We start from the raw sequence: 23,938 nt of genomic DNA, 5'->3' as shown, positions 1-23,938 counted from the left end.
ATCAATCACCCCTATTTTTTATAGGGGTGATTTTATTTTTAATATATTTTTGATAAAAATTATCACTAAAAACATCACACACACATGAAAATTATGAATGTTAACATAAAATGGCACATCGCATTTGCTATTATTTGTATTATTTCAATTATTGGTCTTTTTTGGGAACAAGACACATCATTTAACAACTTATTATTTAATGCAATCGATTCTATTGATAAAGCTGATACCGCTTGGTTACTTACTTCATCTTGTTTAGTTTTATTAATGACACCTGGATTGTCTTTCTTTTATGGAGGAATGGTTGGTAGTAAAAATGTAATATCTACCATGCTACAAAGCTTTATTTGCTTAGGTGTTATTTCATTAATTTGGATAGCCTTTGGCTTCAGTTTAGCTTTCGGAGATTCAAGTTTAACTGTAAATTTAGATGGAAATACTTACGGTTTAATCGGTAACTTCTCACAATATGCATTTTTTGATCAAGTCGGATTATATCCTCATAAAGTAATTGCATCATCAATTCCGTTTGCTTTATTTGCAATGTTTCAAATGAAATTTGCTATAATAACTCCTGCATTAATTACAGGATCATTTGCAGAACGTGTTCGATTTGTATCTTACTTATTATTCATTTGCTTATTTTCTATCATTATATATACACCATTATGTCATGCAGTATGGCATCCCAACGGATTATTAGGTGGATATTTCGGAGTAAAAGATTTTGCAGGCGGAACAGTTGTACATATGAGTGCTGGAATTGCAGCTTTAGCAGGAGCCCTATATATAGGAAAACGTAAAAAAGTACACCATACTCCAACTAATATTCCATTCGTATTATTAGGAACTGGAATGTTATGGTTTGGATGGTTCGGTTTCAACGCTGGATCAGCTTTAGCTGCTGACGGAACTTCGGCTATGGCTTTTGCGACGACAACAGCGGCTTCAGCTGCCGGTATGATAACTTGGATTTTCTTTGATCGAGTAAACGGAAGAAAAGTTTCTGCATTAGGAGCATGTATTGGAACTGTTGTTGGTTTAGTTGCCATAACACCTGCTGCAGGATTTGTATCTATTTCTGAAAGTATCTTTTTCGGATTCATTACATCAATCGTTTCAAATATATTTATGAATTTGTCTTTTTTGAAAAAAATAGATGATTCATTAGATGTATTTGCTTGTCATGGAATTGGAGGAATTATGGGAATGATTTTGACTGCTATTTTTGCACACGGAGAAAACGCAAGTTTATTACATGGAGGATGGAATGTTTTTGGACACCACATGATAGCATTAGCAATTGTATTTCTATTAACTTTTATAGGATCAATATTATTATTTAAAATAACAGATATCATAATTCCACTACGTGTATCACAAAAATCTGAGGAAGTTGGTTTAGATATTTCTCAACATAACGAATCAATAAGTAACTCTTTTTAACATTAAAAAAAGCTCTCTATTCATTATGAATAGAGAGCTTTACGTTTATATCAACTATATAATTATATATTTTATTTACTTTTAATTTTTAGTTTAAAAATTTTCTATATATATTTATTGTAACACTAATATGAATTTTTATGAGAAAAACTTTACTAAGTCTGGCATTTCTTGCCACGATTTCAAATACTGTAGATGCACAGTATTTCACCGAAAACTTTGATGGTAATGGTCCTGGAATAGGAGCTTGGACAACACTTGATTTAGATGGATTAATTGTAGCACCTAACGTCAATTTTATCACAAATGGATGGAATGTGATTGATTTAGATGGAGAAAATGGCCGTTTTGGTGGACCAGCAGGAGATCATGCAGCTGCAAGTACTTCATGGTATTCCCCAGCAGGATCTTCTAATGATTGGTTAATCACTCCTTTAATAAACTTAACTGGATCAACTTCTCCTATTTTGAAATACTCAGCTAAATCACAAGACCCTGAGTACTTAGATGGATATGTTTTAAAAGTAGCTCCTAATGGAGGAAATACTGTTAGTGATTTTACAGATACTTTATTTACAACTAATGGTGAAACAGCCTCTGAAGGTAAACCATGGACAGAAAGAGTTTTTAGTTTAGTTCAATATGCAGGTCAATCTATCCGTATTGCTTGGGTAAATAACTCGAATGATAAATTTATGTTACTAGTAGATGATATATCTGTTGAAGAATATGTTGCTCCTTCTGTATTAACACTTCCATTCCACGAGTCTTTTGATTCAAATTCAAATTCAAGAAATAATTGGACAAATATAAATGTGGATGGAAATGCAAGTTGGAGTTTTGCTATAGGTTCAACATCTACTATTACAACTCCAAAAGCTGGTGATGCCAATGCAAGATTTGTAAGTGTAAATGGTGAAAATACTCCTATTACCAAATTTGTTTCTCCTGTAATAAGCGCGGGAACTAGTACAAACGCATTTTTAGAATTTTATCACGGTAATCCTACATGGGCAGGTGATACAAATGCGCTAAAAGTCTACTATAGATTATCTGATACTGAAGAATGGGTTGAATTATTTTCTAAAGATACACCTACTGAAGAATGGACTAAAGAACAAATTCAATTACCAGCCGTTTCTACAACTATGCAATTTGCATTTGAAGGAATTAACAACTGGGGTCGTGCAAACGTAATTGATGAAGTTAAAGTTAATGCGGGATTAATCCCAATGACTGTAACTCTACCATTTAATGAAACTTTTGAAGATGATTCTTCAACAAGAGCTGGATGGACTCAACAATCAGTTGATGGAAATGCAGAATGGACATACGCTACTGGAGCTTCAGGAGGTACTGTTACTACAGCTCACAATGGAACTAAAAATGCTCGTTTTGTCAGCGTAAATGGAGATAACACTCCTGTAACTAAGTTAGTAACTCCTATTGTAAATGTTGGTAATGCAAATAAGGCTTATTTAGAATTTCATTATGCACAACAAGCTTGGGGTTCAGATATCAATGCATTAAAAGTATTTTACAGAACGAGTCCTACATCGGATTGGGTTGAAATTTACCAAAAAGAAACAGCTACATCTACATGGACTAAAAAACAAATCCAATTACCAGAGGTTTCTAATGAATTACAAATTGCTTTCGAAGGAATCAACAATTGGGGACGTACGAATGTAATTGATGACGTGCAAATAATTGCCGGTGAAACACCTTTAATAGTGGGTGAATGTGGATTCAATAGCCCTTCTAATGCTTTAGAAAATGGAGTCGGAAATACAAAAACATTTGCTTATGCGAACGATTTCACTGTAAACGCAGCAACAAAATTAGACGTTTCTCAAGTTTCATTCAATTTAGTATCTCAAACAAGTTCAATAGAAAGTGCCAGAGTTACTTTATTAACAGATAACAATGGCAAACCAGGTGATGTAATCTATACATTTACAGGAGCGCCTTCTGCAACTCAATCTAATGGTACTAACTTTAATTTTGATTTCTCAACGTATACTTTAAATTTACCTGAAACATTATCGTTAACAAATGATACTAATAGACATCAAGTGTATTGGATGCAAGTTGATGAGGTTGTTACTGCAAATGCAAATGCATATTTTGAAGTAACATCTTTAACAAATACTCCAAATCCACTCTACGTATTTGATACAAATACAGATGCTTGGAGAGAATTAGAATATGACGGTGTATTCTCAGTAATTGGAGAATGTGAAGAATTAGAAGTTGACGTACCTTGTGAATTCGAAACACCTTCTAATGAAATTGAAAATGGACACGGATCTATTTCAGGTGCTGAAATCGCACACGATTTCCAAGTTGAAGATGGAACAATGTTCAATTTACAATCTGTAGCAGTAAATATTTTATCATCTACTGGTGTAAACTCTGCAACTGTTAAAGTATATGCTGATGATAACGGTGTACCAGGAAGTATATTAGCTACTGTATCTGGTGCTCCTACTACTAGACAATCGATTGGTAGTAGTTTCGGATTTGATAGTTCAACTTACACATTCAACTTACCAAGTACGGTATCTCTAGAAGGTGGTAATACATACTGGGTTGGTGTAACTCAAGCTGTTTATGCTTCTGGAACAAATGGATATTGGGAATCTACTTCAGTTTTAAATTCTAACAATACTGGAAAATTCAAAGGAACTTCTGGTGTTTGGGATGATTTCAGTGAAGGTGAATGGGACGGAGTATTCAAAATTATTGGTGAGTGTGGTTCATTATCTATCAATGATGAGGTAATCGATGTAACTAAATTATCATTCTACCCTAACCCAGTAACTGATGTATTATATGTTAAACATAAATTAGCAGTTGAAGGTGTAGATGTATTTAACTTAGCAGGTCAAAAAGTTATGGCTACTAAAGTTAAAGCTGATGGTTCAGTTAACTTATCAAGCTTACCAAAAGGAGTTTACATTGTAAACGCTACTTTAGCTGACGGTACTAACCAAACATTTAAAGTAATTAAGAAATAATTTCTTAAACACTAAATAAAAACAAAGCCCTCCTGAAATTCAGGAGGGCTTTTATATTGAAATAGTATGATTTTAATTTTAGTCGATTACTTTTCCGATTAAATCGAATTCGTAAGCTTCAATAATTTCTACATTTACAAATTCACCAACTGGCAAATAAGTATCAATTGCAGAAATTAAAATTTCGTTATCTACATCTGGAGAATCGTGTTCTGTACGACCAACAAAATTATCTCCTTCTTTACGATCAATTAAAACTTTAAAAGTTTGACCAATTTTTTCTTGATTTAAATCGTAAGAAATCTGAGATTGAATTTCCATAATTTCTTCGACACGTTGCTGCTTTACCTCTTCAGGTACATCATCAACTAAGTTGTATGCATGTGTATTTTCTTCGTGAGAATATGTAAAACATCCTAAACGATCAAATTTTTGCTCTTGCACCCATGCTTTCATCTCTTGGAAATCTTCTTCAGTTTCACCAGGATAACCACAAATTAAAGTCGTACGAATTGTCATATTTGGTGCTTTTTCACGGAAAGCATCTAATAAGGCATTCGTTTTTTCTTTAGTAGTACCACGACGCATCGATTTTAAGATGTTTGTAGAAATATGTTGTAATGGAATATCTAAGTAGTTACAAACTTTAGGTTCTTCACGAATTACATCTAATACATCTTCTGGGAAACCAGCCGGAAATGCATAGTGTAAACGAATCCACTCTATTCCTTCAACCTTCACTAATTCTTTTAATAAAGATGCTAATTCACGTTTTTTGTATAAATCTAATCCATAGTACGTTAAATCCTGTGCAATTAAGATTAATTCTTTTGTTCCATTTTTAGCAAGATTAGTTGCTTCTTTTACTAAATCTTCAATAGGACGAGATACATTACCTCCTCTCATTAAAGGAATTGCGCAGAAAGAACAAGGACGATCACAACCTTCAGCAATTTTTAAATATGCATAATGACGAGGTGTTGTCGTTAAACGTTCACCAACTAATTCGTGTTTGTAATCAGCACCTAAAGCTTTTAATAACAATGGTAATTCGCGAGTTCCGAAATATTGATCAACATCCGGAATTTGCTCTAATAAATCTGGTTTGTAACGTTCAGATAAACATCCAGTTACGAAAACTTTTTCAACTAAACCATCTTCTTTACGTTGAACATAATCTAAAATCGTATCAATACTTTCTTCTTTTGCATTATCAATAAATCCACAAGTATTAATTACGACAATATCACCAGATTGTTCGTGAACAACTTCTTTTCCATTGGCTTTTAATTGTCCCATTAAAACCTCTGAATCATAAACGTTCTTAGAACATCCTAATGTAATAACGTTGATTTTCTTTTTTCCAACCGATTTTGTACGCATTGCTAAAATTTAAGTCTGCAAATTTACGAAAAATATCATTAGAATGGTATTAAATAAGAAGGTTTGAGCGAAATGAGATAAGGTTTTAAAAGAAGTTTTTAGTATTTTTTACATGTATTTACCAATATGATACAATATTATTTCTACTTTCGCAGATAAATTAAATTTAAAATGATTCAAAAGGTTACTGTAAATAATATTGAATTCAATTCAAAGACGAAAGTTCAAGAATACGCTAAAACAATATTAGTTAAGTACGCAGGTAATGATATTTTATCAAAAGAAGATCAAGAATTTATGATCGCTTATTTTGAACAATTTCATTATGAATGGAAAAGAAAAAAAGGTGTAGGAATTGAAAATCTATTCATCAAAAAATCTGAATGGGATAATAACGAATTTTGGATTAAACGTACAAATGATTCTATTACAGATGTAAGTTACATCATCAGAAAAATTGCGCGTCCAGATTATAAATATTGGTTAGAATTAGCATTAGGAAATGCTATAAAAGTTGAAGACAAAAAATCTTTAAAAGAAATTGTTATTGATTTCGCGAAAGCTAAAGAAATTTCAATTTCTGAAGAATTATTCACTGCTAATCAAGATCAAGAAATGGTTCCTCAATTAATTAATGAAACTTTAGTTGAAGAATTTATTGCATTTTACGCAGAACAGGCTAACTAATTGGTTTTGCAAAAAATTTTGTGAAATATAAAAAAACCTCATCAAATTTGATGAGGTTTTCTTTTAAATACTTACGATTTATGATTCCTGAAAAGTTTAAAAAAGTAAATATTTAGTAAAAACTGAGCATAACCATACACTGCATCTTCTATCGGAATCGTTCCTAATCTAATATTTAAGAATTCTTTTGAATTATAATTTACAATAGGATTTTCTAATCCTGTTCCTGTCAAAATTCCATTAACTGGAAAAAAACCTAACATCAATACAAAAAATACAAATGATGCTTGACCTATCCATTTTTCTTTTACTATTAAATGTATATACAACACAGTTAATATGGTAACAATTGCCGTAACAAACGTGTATATTTTATCATAATTTAACAATCCTATTACTGCACAAATTATTACCGTTACAAATGCTATTATGTTATTAAAACCATTCGCCCAGGTCAGATTAAAAAACTTTGTTAGACAGAAATAGGTAAATACACAAGAGAATGGAATACAATAAAAAAACAACCACTCTTCTATTGGTAATCCTAATAATCTAAAACCGATTAAATAAGTATCATTAAACCACCACACTCCTATTTTTGTAAACAATACATCCCATAAAATAAAAGGAATGGCTACAATTGTACTGGATTTTATAAACGTTAAAAAATGACGATTAAATTGAATTCTTTTATCAAATGAATAAATAAAACAAATAATTATCGTAAAAAAATTAATTAGTAAATAAGTGTACTTTTCCATTAGATATTTTTAGAATAAAACATTTTAAAATACTTAAATGGCACAAATAAAAATCCAAAACATTCGCCATCTTCTTTCGTTATATATTTATGATGTTGCTTATGCGCTCTTCTGATTGCTAAAAAATATGGATTCGTTGTTTTACTAAAAATTTTAATTCGCTGATGTATAAAAATATCATGAACAAAGAAATACGCAATACCATATAGCGTAACACCTAAACCAATAAAAAATAAATAATTATAATTTTTTAACGAACCAAAATAAAAGAGAACAATTGCTGGAATTGCAAAAATGATAAAGAAATAATCGTTCTTTTCAAATTCCCCTTCTGTACTATGATCGTGATGATCTTTATGCAAAAACCATAAAAATCCGTGCATAACATATTTATGTATCAACCATGTTAATGGTTCCATCAACAAAAAAACAGAGATTGTAATTAGTAAATTAATCATAAAACAGAATTTATAAGTTCTTTTAATTCAATTGATTTTACATCTTGATAATTCCTTTCAATAAAGTTTTTATCACGAATTAATTCACTCGAATATCCTAAAAATTTTGGAGCATTATTTTGAATTGAATATCGAATCAATCTAATTTCAATATTATTTTGATCTAGTAAAAATGCATTTTCAATATTTTTTTTTCCTTTATTAAAAGTTGAAAGTTTACTAATCGGATTAATCACATGATTTGCCAAAATTGTTTGATAAGCTCCTAAATAAGCCAAATAAACAGGATCTTTTGTAGTAGTAATAGAATCAATCATCGTTTTACATATCTTTTTATTATCTGGCGCTTTTGATAAATTATTACGTAACAACGATAAATCTTGACCATAAACTAAAGAATTAATAAATATGAAAAATGCATATAATTTCATTAGACTAAATTTGAAAATTTATAATCTAAATAACTACGAGATAACATCAAAAACTTATCAGAATTAGGAATCCTAATTCTTTCATTTAAAACCTTTTTTGCACTTGATTTCTGTATCTTTTTAAACAAAGAGAAATAATATTTGTAAGCTAAATAAACTCCAAATTTAGAAGTTATTGGCAACCTATTAATTCCAATCAAAGCTTCTTCAAATTCAGTATTAATATCACGTTCAATCTCCATTTTTATATGATCATTAAACTCAGTTAAATCTACATTAGGGAAATAGGTACGTCCTAAAACATAATAATCATCTCTTAAATCTCTTAAAAAGTTAATTTTCTGAAAAGCAGATCCTAGCTTCATCGCAAAAGGTTTTAACTCATCGTATTTTACTTTATCACCTTCAACAAAAATATGCAAACACATTAAGCCAACAACTTCTGCCGAACCTAAAATATATTCTTTATACAAATCGCTATTATACTCTATCTTTTCCAAATCCATTTCCATACTATGTAAAAATTGATGAATTAATTTTTCTTCAATTTGGTATTTATGTACAGTTTCTTGAAATGAATGTATTATAGGATTCAAAGATATTTTAGCAGCTAATGCTTTTTCTGTTTCATTTTTAAAATCAATTAATAATTGCTTTTGATTATAACCATGAAAACTATCAACAATTTCATCAGCTAATCTTACAAAACCATATATTGAGTAAATAGCCTCGCGCAATTGTGGATGCAAAGCCTTAATACCCATAGAAAAACTTGTGCTGTATTTCTGAGTTACTATTTTACTTAAACTAAAAGAAACTTCATCGTATATACTTTTCATAAAATTTTTGTTTTAGATATTAATTTCATTTGCGGCTATTTTACCCGAAATAATTGAAGGCGGAACACCTGGTCCAGGAACTGTTAGTTGACCTGTATATAATAAATTCTTAATCTTTTTGTTTCGTAATGAAGGTTTAAAAACAGCAGTTTGACCTAATGTATTTGCTAAACCATAAGCATTACCACCAAAAGCATTGTAATCTTTTTTAAAATCATTTATACAATAACTTCTTTGATAATCTATTTTAGATTTTAGATTCTTAACACCTGTTTTATATTCTAATCGAGCAATCATATCATCTAAATAAGTTAATCTTACCTCTTCAGAATCTTCAATATTTATTGCAATTGGCATTAATAAAAATAGATTTTCATGTCCTGATGGTGCAACGTTAGGATCTGTTTTTGACGGACAACAAGCGTAAAATAATGGATCTGTAGGCCATTTTTTATCAGTATATATTTCTTCTACATGTACATCCAAATCATGCTCAAAAAACAATGTATGATGAGTAATATTTGGTAATTTCTCAGTAATACCTAAGTAAAAAATTAAGCACGATGGTGCAAATGTTTTATTATTCCAATACTCTTCAGTATAGTTACGATACTCTTTATCTAAAAGTGTTTCTGAATGATGATAGTCTGATGAAGCGATAACAAAATCAAATTCTAAAATACGATCACCAATTTGTATTGCTTTCGCAACTTTATCTTTTACAATAATTTTATTAACCGATTGATTTGTAGATATTTTTACACCTTGTTTTTTAGCAATTGCTTCCATTGCTGTAACTAAACTATAAAAACCTCCCATTGGATACCACGTACCTAATTGGTAACCGCCATAATTCATCAAACTATATAATGCAGGAATATTTTTAGGTGATGCACCAAGAAATATAACTGGAAATTCCATTATAGCTTGTAAATAAGGATGCTTAAAATAATTAGAAACATAGGATCTATAATTGGTTAATAAATCTAATTTTAAAGCATTTACAATAACATTTAAGGAAATAAACTCTAACCAAGAATGACAGGGTTTTTGTACAAAATCTTTCATTCCTATTTCATACTTTTCCTTTCCTTCTTCCATAAAAGCAATTAATTTTTTACCAGCTCCTTTTTCAAAAGATTCAAAAAGTTGAACAATTTCATTAAAGTCTTCAGGTAAATTAATCGATTGATCTGGAAAAACAATTTCAAATTGTGGATTTAATGATACTAATTCAAAAAAATCTGAACTCTTAACATTAAAATCTATAAAAAAATTCTCAATAATATCTGGCATCCAATACCAAGATGGTCCCATATCAAAGGTGTAGCCATTCTCAGTTTTAAATTGGCGAGCTCTTCCTCCTATTTCATCATTTTTCTCAAAAATCTCTACGTCATATCCTTGTTTTGCTGCATAAGCAGCTGCTGACAATCCAGATATTCCACCTCCAATAATCGCTACCTTTCCTTTTCTTAAAGTCATTTCTTAATATTATATAATACTATTAAATACAATTTATCTTCAAATATAGTATATTATATTACTTTAATTAAGTTTTTATTATAAGATTTTTAAAAAATTGGTATTATTTAATTCTAAAAACAGATTTAAATATTGATTTAGGAATGACTTTGAAGTTGTAAAACGTAGCTGTTTTAAAATTTTAGGGTTGAATTTTAGTTAATACTCCTAAAAAAAACTCAAAGAATGGACATGCCCCAAAAAGTTAGACACTTTCTGGGCTTTTTTTATGGGAAGAAAAAAGAAATTTATATTGGAATTTAAATTACAATGTGTACTAGAATTTTTAGAAGATTCACAATCAGAACGAACAATATCAAAGAAATATAATATCAATCAAAAATTAGTGAATGATTGGATTAGAATCTATCGATACAATGGTTTAAATGGTTTACTACCAAAAAAATATACAAGCTATGATTCAAATTTTAAATTAAAAGTTATAAAAACGATCGAAAAAGAAAATCTCTCTCTATTTGAAGCAGGTTTACGATTTGGAGTAAATAGCAAAAAAACAATTATTGATTGGCAACGAAATTATGCTAAATTTGGAATTAACGGCTTAAATCTAAACCAATAGGTCGTCCAAGTACAATGAATAAGTCTGAATATAAGCAATTAAAATCGTATAATTTGATTTAAGCTTATTATTAGCTTGTTCAAAAATAGCAAGAAGTAGCTTTTATTATTATTTAAAGAGAAGTAAAACAGACAAATATCTAGAGGTTAAAATATTAATCACTAAGATTTTTCACAAGCATAAAGGAAGATATGGTTATCGACGAATTACAGATGAATTAAGAAAATCAGGAACTATCATTAATCATAAAACCGTTCTTAAATTGATGAATAGCTTAGGATTAAAGAGTTTGATTCTAAGAAAGAAATACAAATCTTACAAAGGAGAACAGGGAAAAATTGCTCCAAATATCTTAAAAAGAGTATTTAAGGCAAATAGACCCAACCAAAAATGGGTTACCGATATAACAGAGTTTAAAGTAGGAAATCAAAAGCTTTATTTATCACCAATTCTAGATCTTTATAATCAAGTAATTATCAGTTATGACTAAGTGAAAGACCTACATTTAATCAAGTGACAAATATGCTCAAAAAAGTATTTAAAAGGCTCCCAAAGGGAAGTAAACTAATGTTACACTCAGATCAAGATAGCAATATCAAATGAGACAATATCAATTTTTATTAAAAGAAAAAGGAATTACTCAAAGCATGAGTCGAAAAGAAAATTGTTTGGATAATGCTATTATTGAAAATTTCTTTGGAACATTAAAATCAGAATTTTTTTTCTTGAAAAAATTTAATTTAATACAACAACTTAAAAAAGAAATTAAACAATATATTTACTATTACAACTACCAAAGAATTAAATCGAACTTAAATAAGATGAGTCCGATACAATATCGAACTCATTTTTATAATAATTAATTTTTTAATCTGTCCAAACTTTTTGGTGCAGTCCATTAATAAGGTTATAATTTTCTTTCTTAATCAGCATCGTAGATTAATACTCGTTTTGCTAATTTATTTGGTCCATTTAAGAATGCGATATGTTCGGGATGTTTTTGATAGGTTTCAAATTGTTCCATTGTTTCAAACGCAGCGAATAAAGAAAACGAATATGATGCATCAATTACATCTCTTTCAATAGCAGCTGGAGTTCCAACATGGAAAAATGCTGAAGGAGCAATTGGTTCTAAATCCAATAATGCTTGATGAAATTGTTTCACTTCTTCTTCAGTTGCATCATCTTTTAACCAAAATAATACATGGTGTGCTAACATAGTTTTTATATTTTGTTTTAGTAAGCAATTTGCATTTTCACCTTCTTATTTTTCACTTTCTGACCGTTTAGTTTCTTTAATAATTCAGGAACTTTTTTACGGTTAACCGCTACATAGGAAGTCGTATCTTTTACTTCAATAATACCAACATCATTCTTTTCTAATTCACCTTTTTTGAATAAGAATCCAACAATATCAACTTTATTTACTTTATCTTTTTTACCAGCCGAAATGTAAATCGTTTGGTAAGGTGTACGAGCTGGAATTGGATATTCACCAGAAATATCTTCTACTTCCAATTTCTTGTCAACAAATGGAAAATTTTCTTCGTTACTAATCACTAAATAAACTGTCCCTTTTGCTTTCATACGTGCTGTACGGCCGTTACGGTGAATAAAAGCATCTTCTTTTGGAGGTAATTGGTAATGAATAATTGTATCAACTTCCGGAATATCTAATCCACGCGCAGCTAAATCTGTCGTAATTAAAACACGTACCGAATCGTTACGGAATTTCAATAACGCACGCTCACGCTCATCTTGTTCCATTCCACCATGAAAACTTTCGCGCGCAATTCCCATTTCGCGTAATAAATCACTGATACGAGTAACTGCATCACGGTGATTACAGAAAATCAACATACGTTGTGTTCCTAACTTACAAATCAACTTGAATAATGAATCTAATTTCTCTTCAGAAATTGTGTTAATTTGCTTCATCTTCAAATTAGGTTTAACTTCTTTATTCTTTAAGAAATTAATTACCTTATGATTATCTAAACCTGCAAATTCAGGAATATCTTTCATTTCCGTTGCTGAAGTTAAAATACGGTGATTTAAATTCTTCATTTCAAAAATAATAGAAGACATATCCGATTGAAAACCGAATTCTAACGCTTTATCAAACTCGTCTAAAACTAATGTTTTAACCGTTGTTGGATCAAAGTTTTCGTTGCGTAAATGGTAAGCAATTCTACCAGGCGTACCAACTAAAACAGCTGGAGCTTCTAATAAATTATTTTGTTCAATTTTAGTATTATGACCACCGTAACAACAAGTTACTTTAAATCCCGTTTTCATTGATTTGAAAACATCTTCGATTTGTAAAGCTAACTCACGAGCTGGAACCATGATTAGGGTTTGAACTCCTTTTACATTTGGATCTAAATCTCTTAAAATAGGAAATAAGAATCCTAATGTTTTACCAGAACCTGTTGGCGATAATAAAATAATATCTTGATTATCTCCCGAAAATTCGAAAGCATTACGCTGCATCGCATTCATGTCCTCGATGCCTAAATTTTTATATAATTCTTGGAATTGCATTAATTATTAAGTATTTGCATTAATTATTTTTTAATAAAATTAGTATCTACAATAATTTTGATGTGTAGATGATTTATCAAAAAATACAAAACGTTCAGTTGTACTGTACGATGTTGCAAATATAAGGAATAATAAAACAAGAGAGTTATTTAGATTTTTATCTTTTAAATCAAGCGGATAATGTTGAGCTAGATTAAATATTAGTTAAATCTTTAAAATACTAACAACCTATAATTAAGTAATGATAACTTTGATCGTTTGTTAAATACATAAACAATTATGAATATTAAAAAGACTATTATATCTTCATTATTTGTACTGTTAACTTTTACTTCATGCTCAAATGAAAAAGAATCAACTGAATTAATTGGAGATGTCGCATCAATTTTGAATACAGTGAATGAAATCTCAGGAGAAACTGAAAAAGATAATTCTGAAGAAAATAAGAATGAAAATGATTCTTCGGAAGAATTTTCTTCTAAAGGAAATGAAGATGTCGATAAATTACTAAATGAATATGAATCTTATATTAATGAGTATTCAAAATTATCAGAAATTGCTGAAACTGGTGATCCTACATTAATTTTAGAATATGCTTCTAAGCTGGATAAAGTGAAAGAATTAAAAGAAGTTATTCAACATGCTAAAGAAGAAAATAATTTAACCGATGAACAAATTTCTAGGTTAATTAAGCTTCAAACTCAATTAAAAGAATTAGCTCAATAAAATATATTACAGCTCGAAATATTAAATTAAAAAGCCCACAAAATGTGGGCTTTTTAATTATTTGAAAATATTTTCGATTTCTGTCTTATAATTTTCAGCGATTACTTTACGCTTCTTCTTTAAAGTTGGTGTTAATTCACCATTTTCGATAGTAAATTCATTCAGAATGATTGCTGGTTTTTTAATTTGCTCCCAGTTCCCAAAGAATTTGTTAGCTGAGCGAACTTCTTGATTGATTTTCTTTTGAATTTCGCTATGTTTTAAAAATTCTTGTTTCGATAACGCTACAATTTCAGGAGAAGCATCTTGTGCCCATTCCTTTAAACTTGCATAATTAGGAACAATTAAAGCTGATGGAAATTTCTCTCCATCTCCTACAACCATTGCTTGTTCTATGAATTTAGATTCTGTTAATTTATTTTCAATCGGTGCTGGAACAACATATTTTCCTCCAGAAATTTTAAACATTTCTTTCTTACGGTCAATAATTTTTAAGAAGTTTTTTTCTTCCCAAACTCCAATATCACCTGTATGCATCCATCCGTCTTTTAAAACTTCGTCTGTTGCTTCTTGATTTTTGTAGTATCCCATCATTACGTTAGGACCTTTCACTAAAATCTCACCGTCTTCTGCAATTTTAACTTCAACATCTAAAACTGGTGAACCAACCGTTCCAATTCTTAAACCAAGTTTATTTGGATTATTTACAGATATTAAAGGAGATGTTTCTGTCATTCCGTATCCTTCAAAAAATGGTAATCCTGCACCTAAAAAAACACGTGCGATACGACCTTGTAATGAAGCACTTCCTGAGATGATACTTTCGAAATTCCCACCTAATGCATCGTAAAATTTATTTAAAACTAACTTACGAGCAACTGCTAACTTCATGTTGTAAACAACAGAACGTTTCGATGGATCTGGCTCATATTCTGCAGCTACTTCTACCGCCCAGTCAAAAATCTTACGTTTTGAACCTGTTAAATTAGATCCTGTTTTAATGATTTTTTCATAAACTTTTTCCATTAAACGTGGAACAGCAGTCATGATATGAGGTTTTATTTCACTAATATTATCCCCAATTTTTTCTAAACCTTCGGCAAAATAAACTGTAATACCAATGTGTAAATAAGTATAAATTACCATTCGTTCGTAAGCATGACAAGGAGGTAAAAAAGTTAATCCGCGTGCATCACCTTGAACAAGTTTAGTTACCTCACGAGCTGCTAAATAGTTTGACACCATATTTTTGTGAGACAACATTACACCTTTTGGTTTTCCTGTTGTACCAGAAGTGTAGATAAGTGTAGCTAAGTCTGTTTCTTTTACAGCATCGCTTAACTCGTCTAATCTTTGATCTGATGTATCTTGTCCAACTTCGAATAGTTCAGACCAACTTCTTGAATCTGGAAATTCGTTAATTGCAAATACATGACGTAGACTATAAATAGAATCAACCATTCCGTTAATTCTATTGTACAAATTTTTATTACTTACAATACATAATTCAATTTCTGCATCATTGAAAATGAATTGATATTCTGCATCTGTAATATTAGGATAAATAGCTACTACCACTGCACCAATTTGCTGAATTGCAAAATCAATTACATGCCATTCGTATCTACTTTCACAAACTAAACCAACTCTATCACCTGGTTTTACACCTAAAGCTAATAAACCTTTAGATACTTGTCGAATTTGTTGTATATAATCAGTTGTCTTAGTAAACTTCCATTCACCATCTATTTTTGATGAAAACATATCATGATCTGGCCATAATTGAGCTTGACGATATGCTAAGTCAAATATTCTTGAAGAATTATTCATCTTGTTTTTATTTATATTTTTCCACTATATAAAAAGCAGGCAAATTTCGGAATAATTTTCAGAATAATAAACTTTCACTAGTAATTTATACAAATACAGCTGAGTTTTTATGCATATTTACATGTTATAAAAGTTAAATTTATATTTGAATAATAATACCTTAGCCTAAATAATAGTACATAAATAAAAGCATAAAAAAAGACCATTATTAACTAATAGTCTTTTAATATATTATTTGAAAATATTACTGATTTCTTCTTTATATTTTTCAGCGATTACTTTGCGTTTTTTCTTTAAAGTTGGTGTTAATTCTCCTCCTTCAATTGTAAATTCATCCGGAATAATTACACATTTCTTTAATTGTTCCCAATTCCCAAAAAATTGATTTGCTTGACGAACTTCTTGATTAATTTTCTTCTGAACTTCGCTGTGCTTTAAAAATTCATTTTTAGGTAAACTCGCAATTTCTGGAACTGCTTCTTGAGCCCACTCTTTTAAGTTTGGAAAGTTTGGAACGATTAAAGCTGACGGGAATTTCTCTCCATCACCAACAACCATTGCTTGTTCAATGAATTTAGATTCTGATAATTTATTTTCAATCGGAGCTGGAACAACATATTTTCCTCCAGAAATTTTAAACATTTCTTTTTTACGATCGACAATCTTTAAGAACTTACCTTCTCCTTCTACCCAAGTTCCAATATCTCCTGTATGTAACCATCCATCAATAATTACTTCAGCAGTAGCCTCAGGATTTTTGTAATATCCCGTCATAACGTTGGGACCTTTCACCAAAATTTCGCCATCCTCAGCTAATTTTACTTCAACACCAGAAATTGGAGAGCCAACAGTTCCAATACGAACTCCTAAGCGATAAGGATTATTTACAGTAATTAAAGGAGATGTTTCTGTCATACCGTAACCTTCATAAAAAGGCAAACCAGAAGCCATAAAAACTCGAGCAATGCGCCCTTGTAATGAAGCACTTCCCGAAATGATATTTTTGAAATTACCTCCTAAAGCATCGTAAAATTTATTTAAGACTAATTTACGAGCAACAGCTAATTTCATATTATAAGCTAATGATCTTTTAGATGCATCTGGTTCGTATTCAGCAGCAACTTCAACAGCCCAATCGAAAATCTTACGTTTAGTTCCTGTTAAAGAACTACCTGTTTTAATAATTTTTTCATAGACTTTTTCCATTAAACGTGGAACAGCAGTCATAATATGAGGTTTAATTTCACTGATATTTTCACCAATTTTCTCTAAACCTTCAGCAAAATAAACATTGATTCCTAAATTTAAATAACAGTAAATTACAGTACGTTCATAAGCATGACAAGGTGGTAAAAAAGTTAATCCTCTACTACCTGGTTCTAAAACTAATAACTCATTAGAAGCTTTAAAATTGGAAACCATATTATTGTGTGATAACATTACTCCTTTGGGACGACCTGAAGTACCTGAAGTATAAATTAAAGTAGCTAAATCAGAAGGACGAACGGCTTGACTTAGATTAGAAACATATTCATCTGAAATGTCTTTTCCTATTGTTATTAATTCTTTCCAATTTCTTGAATCAGGAAATTCATTAATAGCAAAAATGTATTGTAAATTGAACATAGAGTCTATTAATTTACTAATACGATTGTATAAATTTTTATTGCTAACGATACAAAGACTAATATCCGCATCGTTAAAAATAAATTGATATTCTGCATCTGTAATATTAGGATAAACTGCAACAACAATTGCTCCGATTTGCTGAATAGCAAAATCAATAACATGCCATTCGTATCGGCTTTCACATACTAATCCAACTTTATCGCCTGGTTTAATACCTAATGCTAAAAGTCCATTCGAGATTTCTTTCGTTTGTTGAATAAATTCTGAAGGTTTTGTGAATTTCCATTCACCATCAACTTTAGTAGCAAACATATTATTGTCTGGCCATAATTCAGCTTGACGATATGCTAAATCAAATATTCTAGTCGGATTATTCATCTGTTTATATTTTCCAAAAAAGAGTGCAAATTTCGTGATATTTTTCCACAATATTAAATTTTTCTTAAATATTCGTTAACGAAAATTTATTATATAGCTGGAGTACAATTTCATATTAAATAAAAAACTATCTTATTTATCTAAGATTCATAAACTCTAAAATAATATACGAAAAAAAAAGTGATTTGAATAATTTTAACTCAAATCACTTTTTATAATTTAAAAGAATAGAAGCTATTGATAAATTTCTTCAATCTCTTTTTTATATTTTTCAATAATTACTTTACGTTTTAATTTTAAAGTTGGAGTTAATTCACCACCATCAATTGTAAATTCGTTAGATAATATTGCTACTTTTTTAATTTTCTCCCAATTTCCAAGATTAGCATTTCCTTTCTCTACTTCTTGCATTACTTTATTGTAAACTGCTTCAGACTTAAAGAAATCTTCTTTAGTTGACGTAATCAAATCTTTAGCATTTGTTTTAGCCCAATCCAATAAATTTTGATAAGAAGGGACAATTAATGCTGCTGGAAATTTATGATTTTCACCAATAACCATCATTTGTTCGATATAATCAGATTCGACCATTTTAGATTCGATTGCAGTGGGAACAATATATTTTCCACCAGAAGTCTTGAACATTTCTTTCTTACGGTCAACAATTTTCAGGAATTTATTATCGATAATTTCTCCAATATCACCTGTATATAACCATCCCTCTTTTAAAACTTCAGCAGTTGCTTCTGGATTATTGTAGTATCCTAACATTACATTAGGACCTTTTACCATAATTTCACCATCATCAGCTAACTTAAACTCAACACCAGGAATTGCAGGTCCAACCGTTCCGATTAAAACACCATCTTGGTATGAATTTACTGAAATTAAAGGTGAAGCTTCTGTTAAACCATAACCTTCGTACACATTTACTTTTGCAGCAAAATATAAACGCATTAAACGTTGATTTAAAGCAGCACTTCCTGAACAAACAGCTCCTAAATTTCCGCCTAAACCTTCTTTCCATTTTGAAAGAACTAATTTATGTGCAATAGCATATTTGATGTCGTAGAAAAAATCTCGCTTTGTTGGATCTGGATCATAAGCTTCTCCGACTTCAACAGCCCAAAAGAATAACTTACGCTTAAAACCTGTTAATTCATTTCCTTTTGCCATGATTTTTTCGTATACTTTTTCAAGTAAACGAGGAACTGCAGAAATCATATCTGGCTGAACTTCCTTCATATTTTCACCAATCGTATCCATCGATTCGGCAAAGTAAACTTGCATTCCTTTGTACATGTACAGATACTGAATCATACGTTCGTACGCATGGCAAGCAGGTAAAAATGTCAACGATTTATCGTATGCTTTTGTAGGCGTTGGCCGATCAGCTGCCATCGAATTACTCAGAATATTTTTGTGTGATAACATCACACCTTTTGGATTTCCTGTTGTACCAGAAGTATAAATTAAAGTAGCTAAATCATCTTCTTTAACTGCCTCTTTTGAAGCTTCAACTTCTGATTGATTAATCGCATTACCAACTTTCTTTAATTCATTCCAATTCGTTTTTCCTTGAGAGGAATTAATCATGAATAACTTATCTAAAGTAGGTAATTGAGATTTTAAAGTATTGATACGATCGTATAAATTATCGTTACTAACGAAACAAACTTTGATGTTCGCATCTTTAAAAATATATTCGTAATCAGAATCGGAAATATTTGGATAGATTGCTACAACAACTCCACCAACTTGCTGAATAGCAAAATCGATAACATTCCATTCTAAACGATTTTCCGAGATTAAACCAACTTTTTCACCCGGCTTTACACCAACTGCTATAAGTCCACGTGAAACTTCGTTCACCATGTCAATAAACTGACTTGATGAAATAGCTTTCCATTGCCCATCAACTTTTGTATTAAGCATGTTTAGGTTAGGAAATAATTCTAATTGTCGGTAAGGTAAATCAAACAATCTTTTTGGTTGATTCATAATAAATTCTTTATGGTTTTGATAGAAACAAATATCAACTAAAAATTTAATTTTCCTATGCAAGAATAATAAATTTTTAAAATTTCATGCCTTTTTATTCTAAATACATAATTAATTAACAATATTAGTAAGTATTATTGAGATAATAATAAATAATATTAAAATGATTTTATTTAATCAAGACAGATAAAAAAAGCTTCCAATTGGAAGCTTCTGAATTATTTAGCGTATATTTTTTGAATCTCTGAATCAAATTTTTCTAAAATTATCTTTCTTTTCAGTTTTAACGTTGGGGTTAATTCGCCAGTTTCTATTGTAAATTCTTCAGGAAGTATACCAAATCGTTTTACTTTTTCCCAATTACCGAAGTAATTATTGGAAGAATCAACCTCTGCCTGAATTTTAGCAATTACTTTATCATGCAATAAAAACTCTTTCTTTGGTAAATTAATTAAATCGTTATTATCAGCTTTCGCCCAATCCAACAAATTAGAATAACTAGGTACAATTAAAGCAACAGGATAATGCTTTCCTTCACCAATTACCATGGCTTGTTCTATGAATTTAGATTCAACCATTTTTTTCTCGATCTGTTGTGGAACGATATATTTACCTCCAGAAGTTTTAAACATTTCCTTTTTACGGTCGATAATCTTTAAAAATTCCCCTTCAAATACTCCAATATCACCTGTGTGTAGCCATCCATCTTTAATCACTTCAGCAGTAGCTTCAGGATTTTTAAAATACCCTTTCATTACATTATCACCTTTGACTAAGATTTCTCCGTCTTCAGCTAATTTTACATCAATATTGATTAAAGGAATACCAACAGTTCCGATCTTAATTCCACGTTTAATACAGTTTACAGACACACAAGGCGCAGCTTCAGTTAAACCATAACCTTCCCAAATTGGAATCCCGGCAGCTAAATAAATTTTTAAAAGTCGCTCTTGTAAAGTAGCTGAACCAGATGCTACACCTTTAATATTACCACCTAATGCATCTTTCCATTTTGAAAAGATTAATTTACGTGCAATATTCAATTGAAATTTATACCAAGCTGAATGTTTAGATTGATCTACATCATATTGCTCACCTAATTTAATCGCCCAGAAAAATAAAGCTCTTTTTAAACCTGTTAACTGCTCTCCAGTTGCCATGATTTTATCAAAAACTTTTTCTAAAACACGAGGAACAGCAGAAAAAATATGAGGTTTAACTTCTTTCATATTCTCACCAATTACCTCCATGGATTCAGCAAAATAAATCGAAACTCCCATGTAGATATAAACGTATTGAAAAACACGTTCGTAGGCATGACATGCAGGTAAAAAAGTTAATGCACGATCGTAAGCCGTAATTGGAAACGAATATTCTGAACTAATAACATCCGATAAAAGATTTTTATGCGTTAACATAACTCCTTTGGGATCGCCAGTTGTACCAGAAGTATAAATGATAGTTGCTAAATCATCTGTTTTGACATTCGCTTTTAAATCATCTAAAATTGCATCTTCCACATGAATTCCTTCCTTAATCATATCAAACCAATGCGGAATATGTGGATAAGAATTAAATGTAAAAACGTTTTTTAACGTAGGAATTTTATCCTTTAGATTTAAAAGACGTTGATATAAAGAATCGTTGCTAACTAAGCAATATTTAATTTCGGAATGATTAAAAATATACTCATAATCATTATCCGAAATATTTGGATATACAGCTACTACAACAGCACCAATTTGCTGTATTGCAAAATCAACTAAATTCCATTCTAAACGATTTTCGCTAATCATTGCAACTTTATCGTTTGGACGAACACCTAAAGCATATAAACCTTTTGAAATGTTATTTACACGTTGAATGAAGTCTTTTGTTTTGATTCCTTGCCAAGTACCATCAGTTTTGGAACTGAAGATATCAATTTCGTTGTATTTTTTTAATTGAAAATAAGGAAGGTCGAAAACTCTAGTTGGATTTTTCATTTGATGATTTTGTATAAAAATCAAATTTCGGCAAATTATTATTGTAAAAAAAGACATTTAAGTCTTATTTAACAATATCGAGAATTGTTTTGAATGAAGAAAAATAAATCAAATTATACGATTTTAATCATATATTTAAATCTTTTATACATTATTGCATAAAAGATTTAAATATATAAAAATCAATAATATGTTTAAAAACCCATTTTCTTTTGAAGGAAGAATTAGAAGATTAGAGTACGGACTTTCCTACATTATATATGCTATAATATGTATTATACCATCAATTCTATTAGAAATAAATGAATCTTTAGTTTGGATAGCAATTATTTTATATGTACCATTCGTTTGGTTTATTATTGCGCAAGGAGCGAAAAGATGCCACGATAGAGGTAATAGTGGGTGGTATCAATTAATCCCGTTTTATGGATTATGGATGTTATTCGGAGATGGTGAACATGGAGAAAACGAATATGGAGAAAATCCGAAAGGAATTGGTAATACAGCACTTAATTTAGAAGAGCTAGGTAACAACTAAAAAAAATCCCCTCAATTCTTGAGGGGATTTTTAATTATTCATCTTCGCATTTTTGTGCTTTATTTCCTTCGAAATGAATCATCCAATTAATTCCGAATTGGTCTGCAAACGAAGCATACAATTCAGCCCAAAATTGCTCTCCCAAAGGCATTTCCATTCGTTGCGCATTTACGGATAATTTTTCATAAATCGATTTTGCTTCTTCAGCCGTTTCGGTATCTAACATCACATAGACATTATTACCAGCTTGGTACTGATGTCCAAATTCTGGAACTACATCAGAACCCATAATCATTGTAGTTTCATTGATAAAAAGTGCTGTATGCATTACTTTTTCCTTTGCCGAATCTGGAATAGCAGGCGCTCCTTCCATCGGAGGCATATCTCCCATTTTATAAATTCCAACATTCTTTGTGTTGAAAACGCCTTCATAGAAACTAAATGCCTCAGCACAGTTTCCATTAAAATTTAAATAAGCATGAATTTTAGCCATTGTAATACTTTTATGTGGTTTTGTATTTTAGATTAAAGATTCTCCATTTTCATTTATCGTTAAAACTTCAGTCATGTAATGATAAAATGGTAATAAAATTTGATATGCGTCTACTACTTTTTGAGGAAAATCTGACTGAAAAATTTCATCATCTTCAAACTTCTTGATCAATAAAAATTGTTTCTTTCTTAAAAGATGAATACGAGCATGATCTTTCGGAAAACCTTTAGGAGCAGTTTTTAATTCATCTCCATATAATTCTCCAAAAGCATTTACTAACTTTTTATCATTTAATAATTTTTCTAATTCAGATGACGAATCAATGGCTTTTCTAATTCGAAATAAATCGTCTTTTTCAGGTCCCCAAAATCCTCCTCCGATAAAACAATTTCCATTTTCAAAATGAATATAAAAACCACCTCTATCTTTCGGTTTTTTACGACCAACAAAAGCTGAAAAATGAGTTTTATAAGGTGTTTTATCTAAAGAAAATCGAACATCACGATAAATACGATATTTTTTTAAAGGTTGCAAAGCTTCTATTTCTGACAAAGCTTCATAAACTTCTTCAAAAATTGTATCCGCCTCCTTTTTAGCAATTTCATAGGCTGGTTTATTTTCTGTAAACCATTCTCTGTTATTATTTCGCTCTAATTGATGTAGAAAATCGAACAAATTTGTCATT

At 30.2% G+C, this 23,938-nt stretch carries 22 protein-coding genes; 8 read left to right on the top strand and 14 right to left on the bottom strand.

The genetic code is table 11. From position 1 onward, the window contains the following. Positions 1–93 precede the first annotated feature (93 nt). On the top strand, positions 94–1,446 hold the full coding sequence (locus tag EAH69_RS06365; protein WP_121934371.1) for an ammonium transporter: 1,353 nt from the start codon (positions 94–96) through the stop codon (positions 1,444–1,446). A 140-nt stretch (positions 1,447–1,586) separates the two neighbouring features. Then, the gene (locus tag EAH69_RS06360) at positions 1,587–4,466 is read left to right on the top strand and encodes a T9SS-dependent choice-of-anchor J family protein (protein WP_121934349.1); all 2,880 of its coding nucleotides are present in this window, start codon (positions 1,587–1,589) and stop codon (positions 4,464–4,466) included. A gap of 78 nt (positions 4,467–4,544) precedes the next feature. Here the strand turns inward: EAH69_RS06360 and rimO are convergent, their stop codons facing one another. Beyond that, entirely contained in the window at positions 4,545–5,849 is a 1,305-nt protein-coding gene (gene rimO / locus EAH69_RS06355; protein WP_121934348.1) for a 30S ribosomal protein S12 methylthiotransferase RimO, read from the bottom strand. A gap of 171 nt (positions 5,850–6,020) precedes the next feature. Here rimO and EAH69_RS06350 point away from each other — a divergent pair, with 171 nt between their 5' ends. Then, on the top strand, positions 6,021–6,536 hold the full coding sequence (locus EAH69_RS06350) for a DUF3223 domain-containing protein (RefSeq protein WP_121934347.1): 516 nt from the start codon (positions 6,021–6,023) through the stop codon (positions 6,534–6,536). Between the two features lie 71 nt (positions 6,537–6,607). On the opposite strand, the gene EAH69_RS06345 is transcribed toward EAH69_RS06350, so the two are convergent. From EAH69_RS06345 to EAH69_RS06325, 5 genes are read right to left on the bottom strand one after another with little or no spacing between them, the layout of a single operon-like run. After that, positions 6,608–7,297, bottom strand: coding sequence for a lycopene cyclase domain-containing protein (locus EAH69_RS06345; RefSeq protein ID WP_121934346.1), 690 nt, complete (start codon positions 7,295–7,297; stop codon positions 6,608–6,610). After that, positions 7,297–7,755 (bottom strand): sterol desaturase family protein, encoded by a 459-nt coding sequence (locus EAH69_RS06340; protein ID WP_121934345.1) that lies wholly within the window; start codon positions 7,753–7,755, stop codon positions 7,297–7,299. Before EAH69_RS06340 ends, EAH69_RS06345 begins: the two co-directional genes overlap by 1 nt. Then, entirely contained in the window at positions 7,752–8,186 is a 435-nt protein-coding gene (locus tag EAH69_RS06335) for a hypothetical protein (RefSeq protein WP_121934344.1), read from the bottom strand. Before EAH69_RS06335 ends, EAH69_RS06340 begins: the two co-directional genes overlap by 4 nt. After that, positions 8,186–9,025: a phytoene/squalene synthase family protein gene (locus EAH69_RS06330; RefSeq protein ID WP_121934343.1), complete on the bottom strand. Its 840-nt coding sequence runs from the start codon at positions 9,023–9,025 to the stop codon at positions 8,186–8,188. Before EAH69_RS06330 ends, EAH69_RS06335 begins: the two co-directional genes overlap by 1 nt. Before the next feature lie 12 nt (positions 9,026–9,037). Then, complete coding sequence (locus EAH69_RS06325; protein WP_121934342.1) at positions 9,038–10,510, bottom strand: phytoene desaturase family protein; 1,473 nt, start codon at positions 10,508–10,510, stop codon at positions 9,038–9,040. Between the two features lie 292 nt (positions 10,511–10,802). Between EAH69_RS06325 and EAH69_RS06320 the strand changes: the two genes are divergently transcribed. From EAH69_RS06320 to EAH69_RS14120, 3 genes are all read left to right on the top strand, one after another. Continuing rightward, entirely contained in the window at positions 10,803–11,129 is a 327-nt protein-coding gene (locus tag EAH69_RS06320; RefSeq protein WP_147439100.1) for a transposase, read from the top strand. An 85-nt stretch (positions 11,130–11,214) separates the two neighbouring features. Next, the gene (locus tag EAH69_RS13935) at positions 11,215–11,619 is read left to right on the top strand and encodes an IS3 family transposase (protein WP_121934340.1); all 405 of its coding nucleotides are present in this window, start codon (positions 11,215–11,217) and stop codon (positions 11,617–11,619) included. A 109-nt stretch (positions 11,620–11,728) separates the two neighbouring features. After that, positions 11,729–11,992, top strand: coding sequence for an IS3 family transposase (locus EAH69_RS14120; RefSeq protein ID WP_121934339.1), 264 nt, complete (start codon positions 11,729–11,731; stop codon positions 11,990–11,992). Positions 11,993–12,051: 59 nt separating this feature from the next. On the opposite strand, the gene EAH69_RS06305 is transcribed toward EAH69_RS14120, so the two are convergent. Then, complete coding sequence (locus EAH69_RS06305) at positions 12,052–12,348, bottom strand: Dabb family protein (RefSeq protein WP_121934338.1); 297 nt, start codon at positions 12,346–12,348, stop codon at positions 12,052–12,054. Positions 12,349–12,365: 17 nt separating this feature from the next. Then, positions 12,366–13,673 carry a DEAD/DEAH box helicase gene (locus EAH69_RS06300; protein ID WP_121934337.1) on the bottom strand — a complete coding sequence of 436 codons (1,308 nt, stop codon included), beginning with the start codon at positions 13,671–13,673 and terminating at the stop codon, positions 12,366–12,368. A 279-nt stretch (positions 13,674–13,952) separates the two neighbouring features. Between EAH69_RS06300 and EAH69_RS06295 the strand changes: the two genes are divergently transcribed. Beyond that, positions 13,953–14,399, top strand: a complete 447-nt coding sequence (locus EAH69_RS06295) for a DUF6591 domain-containing protein (RefSeq protein WP_121934336.1) — start codon at positions 13,953–13,955, stop codon at positions 14,397–14,399. Between the two features lie 57 nt (positions 14,400–14,456). Here the strand turns inward: EAH69_RS06295 and EAH69_RS06290 are convergent, their stop codons facing one another. The 4 genes from EAH69_RS06290 to EAH69_RS06275 form a co-directional block, all read right to left on the bottom strand. Next, positions 14,457–16,229, bottom strand: coding sequence for an AMP-dependent synthetase/ligase (locus EAH69_RS06290; RefSeq protein ID WP_121934335.1), 1,773 nt, complete (start codon positions 16,227–16,229; stop codon positions 14,457–14,459). A 231-nt stretch (positions 16,230–16,460) separates the two neighbouring features. Next, on the bottom strand, positions 16,461–18,236 hold the full coding sequence (locus EAH69_RS06285) for an AMP-dependent synthetase/ligase (protein ID WP_121934334.1): 1,776 nt from the start codon (positions 18,234–18,236) through the stop codon (positions 16,461–16,463). Positions 18,237–18,470: 234 nt separating this feature from the next. Then, complete coding sequence (locus EAH69_RS06280; protein ID WP_121934333.1) at positions 18,471–20,237, bottom strand: AMP-dependent synthetase/ligase; 1,767 nt, start codon at positions 20,235–20,237, stop codon at positions 18,471–18,473. Between the two features lie 218 nt (positions 20,238–20,455). Then, positions 20,456–22,222, bottom strand: a complete 1,767-nt coding sequence (locus tag EAH69_RS06275; protein ID WP_121934332.1) for an AMP-dependent synthetase/ligase — start codon at positions 22,220–22,222, stop codon at positions 20,456–20,458. A gap of 190 nt (positions 22,223–22,412) precedes the next feature. Here EAH69_RS06275 and EAH69_RS06270 point away from each other — a divergent pair, with 190 nt between their 5' ends. Beyond that, a complete protein-coding gene (locus EAH69_RS06270) occupies positions 22,413–22,760 on the top strand; it encodes a DUF805 domain-containing protein (protein WP_121934331.1) in 348 nt (115 codons plus the stop codon). A 34-nt stretch (positions 22,761–22,794) separates the two neighbouring features. Here EAH69_RS06270 and EAH69_RS06265 read toward each other — a convergent pair whose 3' ends face one another. Together EAH69_RS06265 and EAH69_RS06260 are read right to left on the bottom strand one after the other, a co-directional pair. Then, complete coding sequence (locus EAH69_RS06265; RefSeq protein ID WP_121934330.1) at positions 22,795–23,253, bottom strand: VOC family protein; 459 nt, start codon at positions 23,251–23,253, stop codon at positions 22,795–22,797. A 27-nt stretch (positions 23,254–23,280) separates the two neighbouring features. Then, positions 23,281–23,937, bottom strand: a complete 657-nt coding sequence (locus EAH69_RS06260; protein ID WP_121934329.1) for a DUF2461 domain-containing protein — start codon at positions 23,935–23,937, stop codon at positions 23,281–23,283. Between the last annotated feature and the right edge of the window lies 1 nt (position 23,938).

It is taken from the genome of Faecalibacter macacae (assembly GCF_003687725.1).
GTDB classification, from domain to species: Bacteria; Bacteroidota; Bacteroidia; order Flavobacteriales; family Weeksellaceae; genus Empedobacter; species Empedobacter macacae.
The sequence above is the reverse complement of the archived record's forward strand: the minus strand, read 5'-3'. Positions and strand labels throughout refer to the sequence as shown.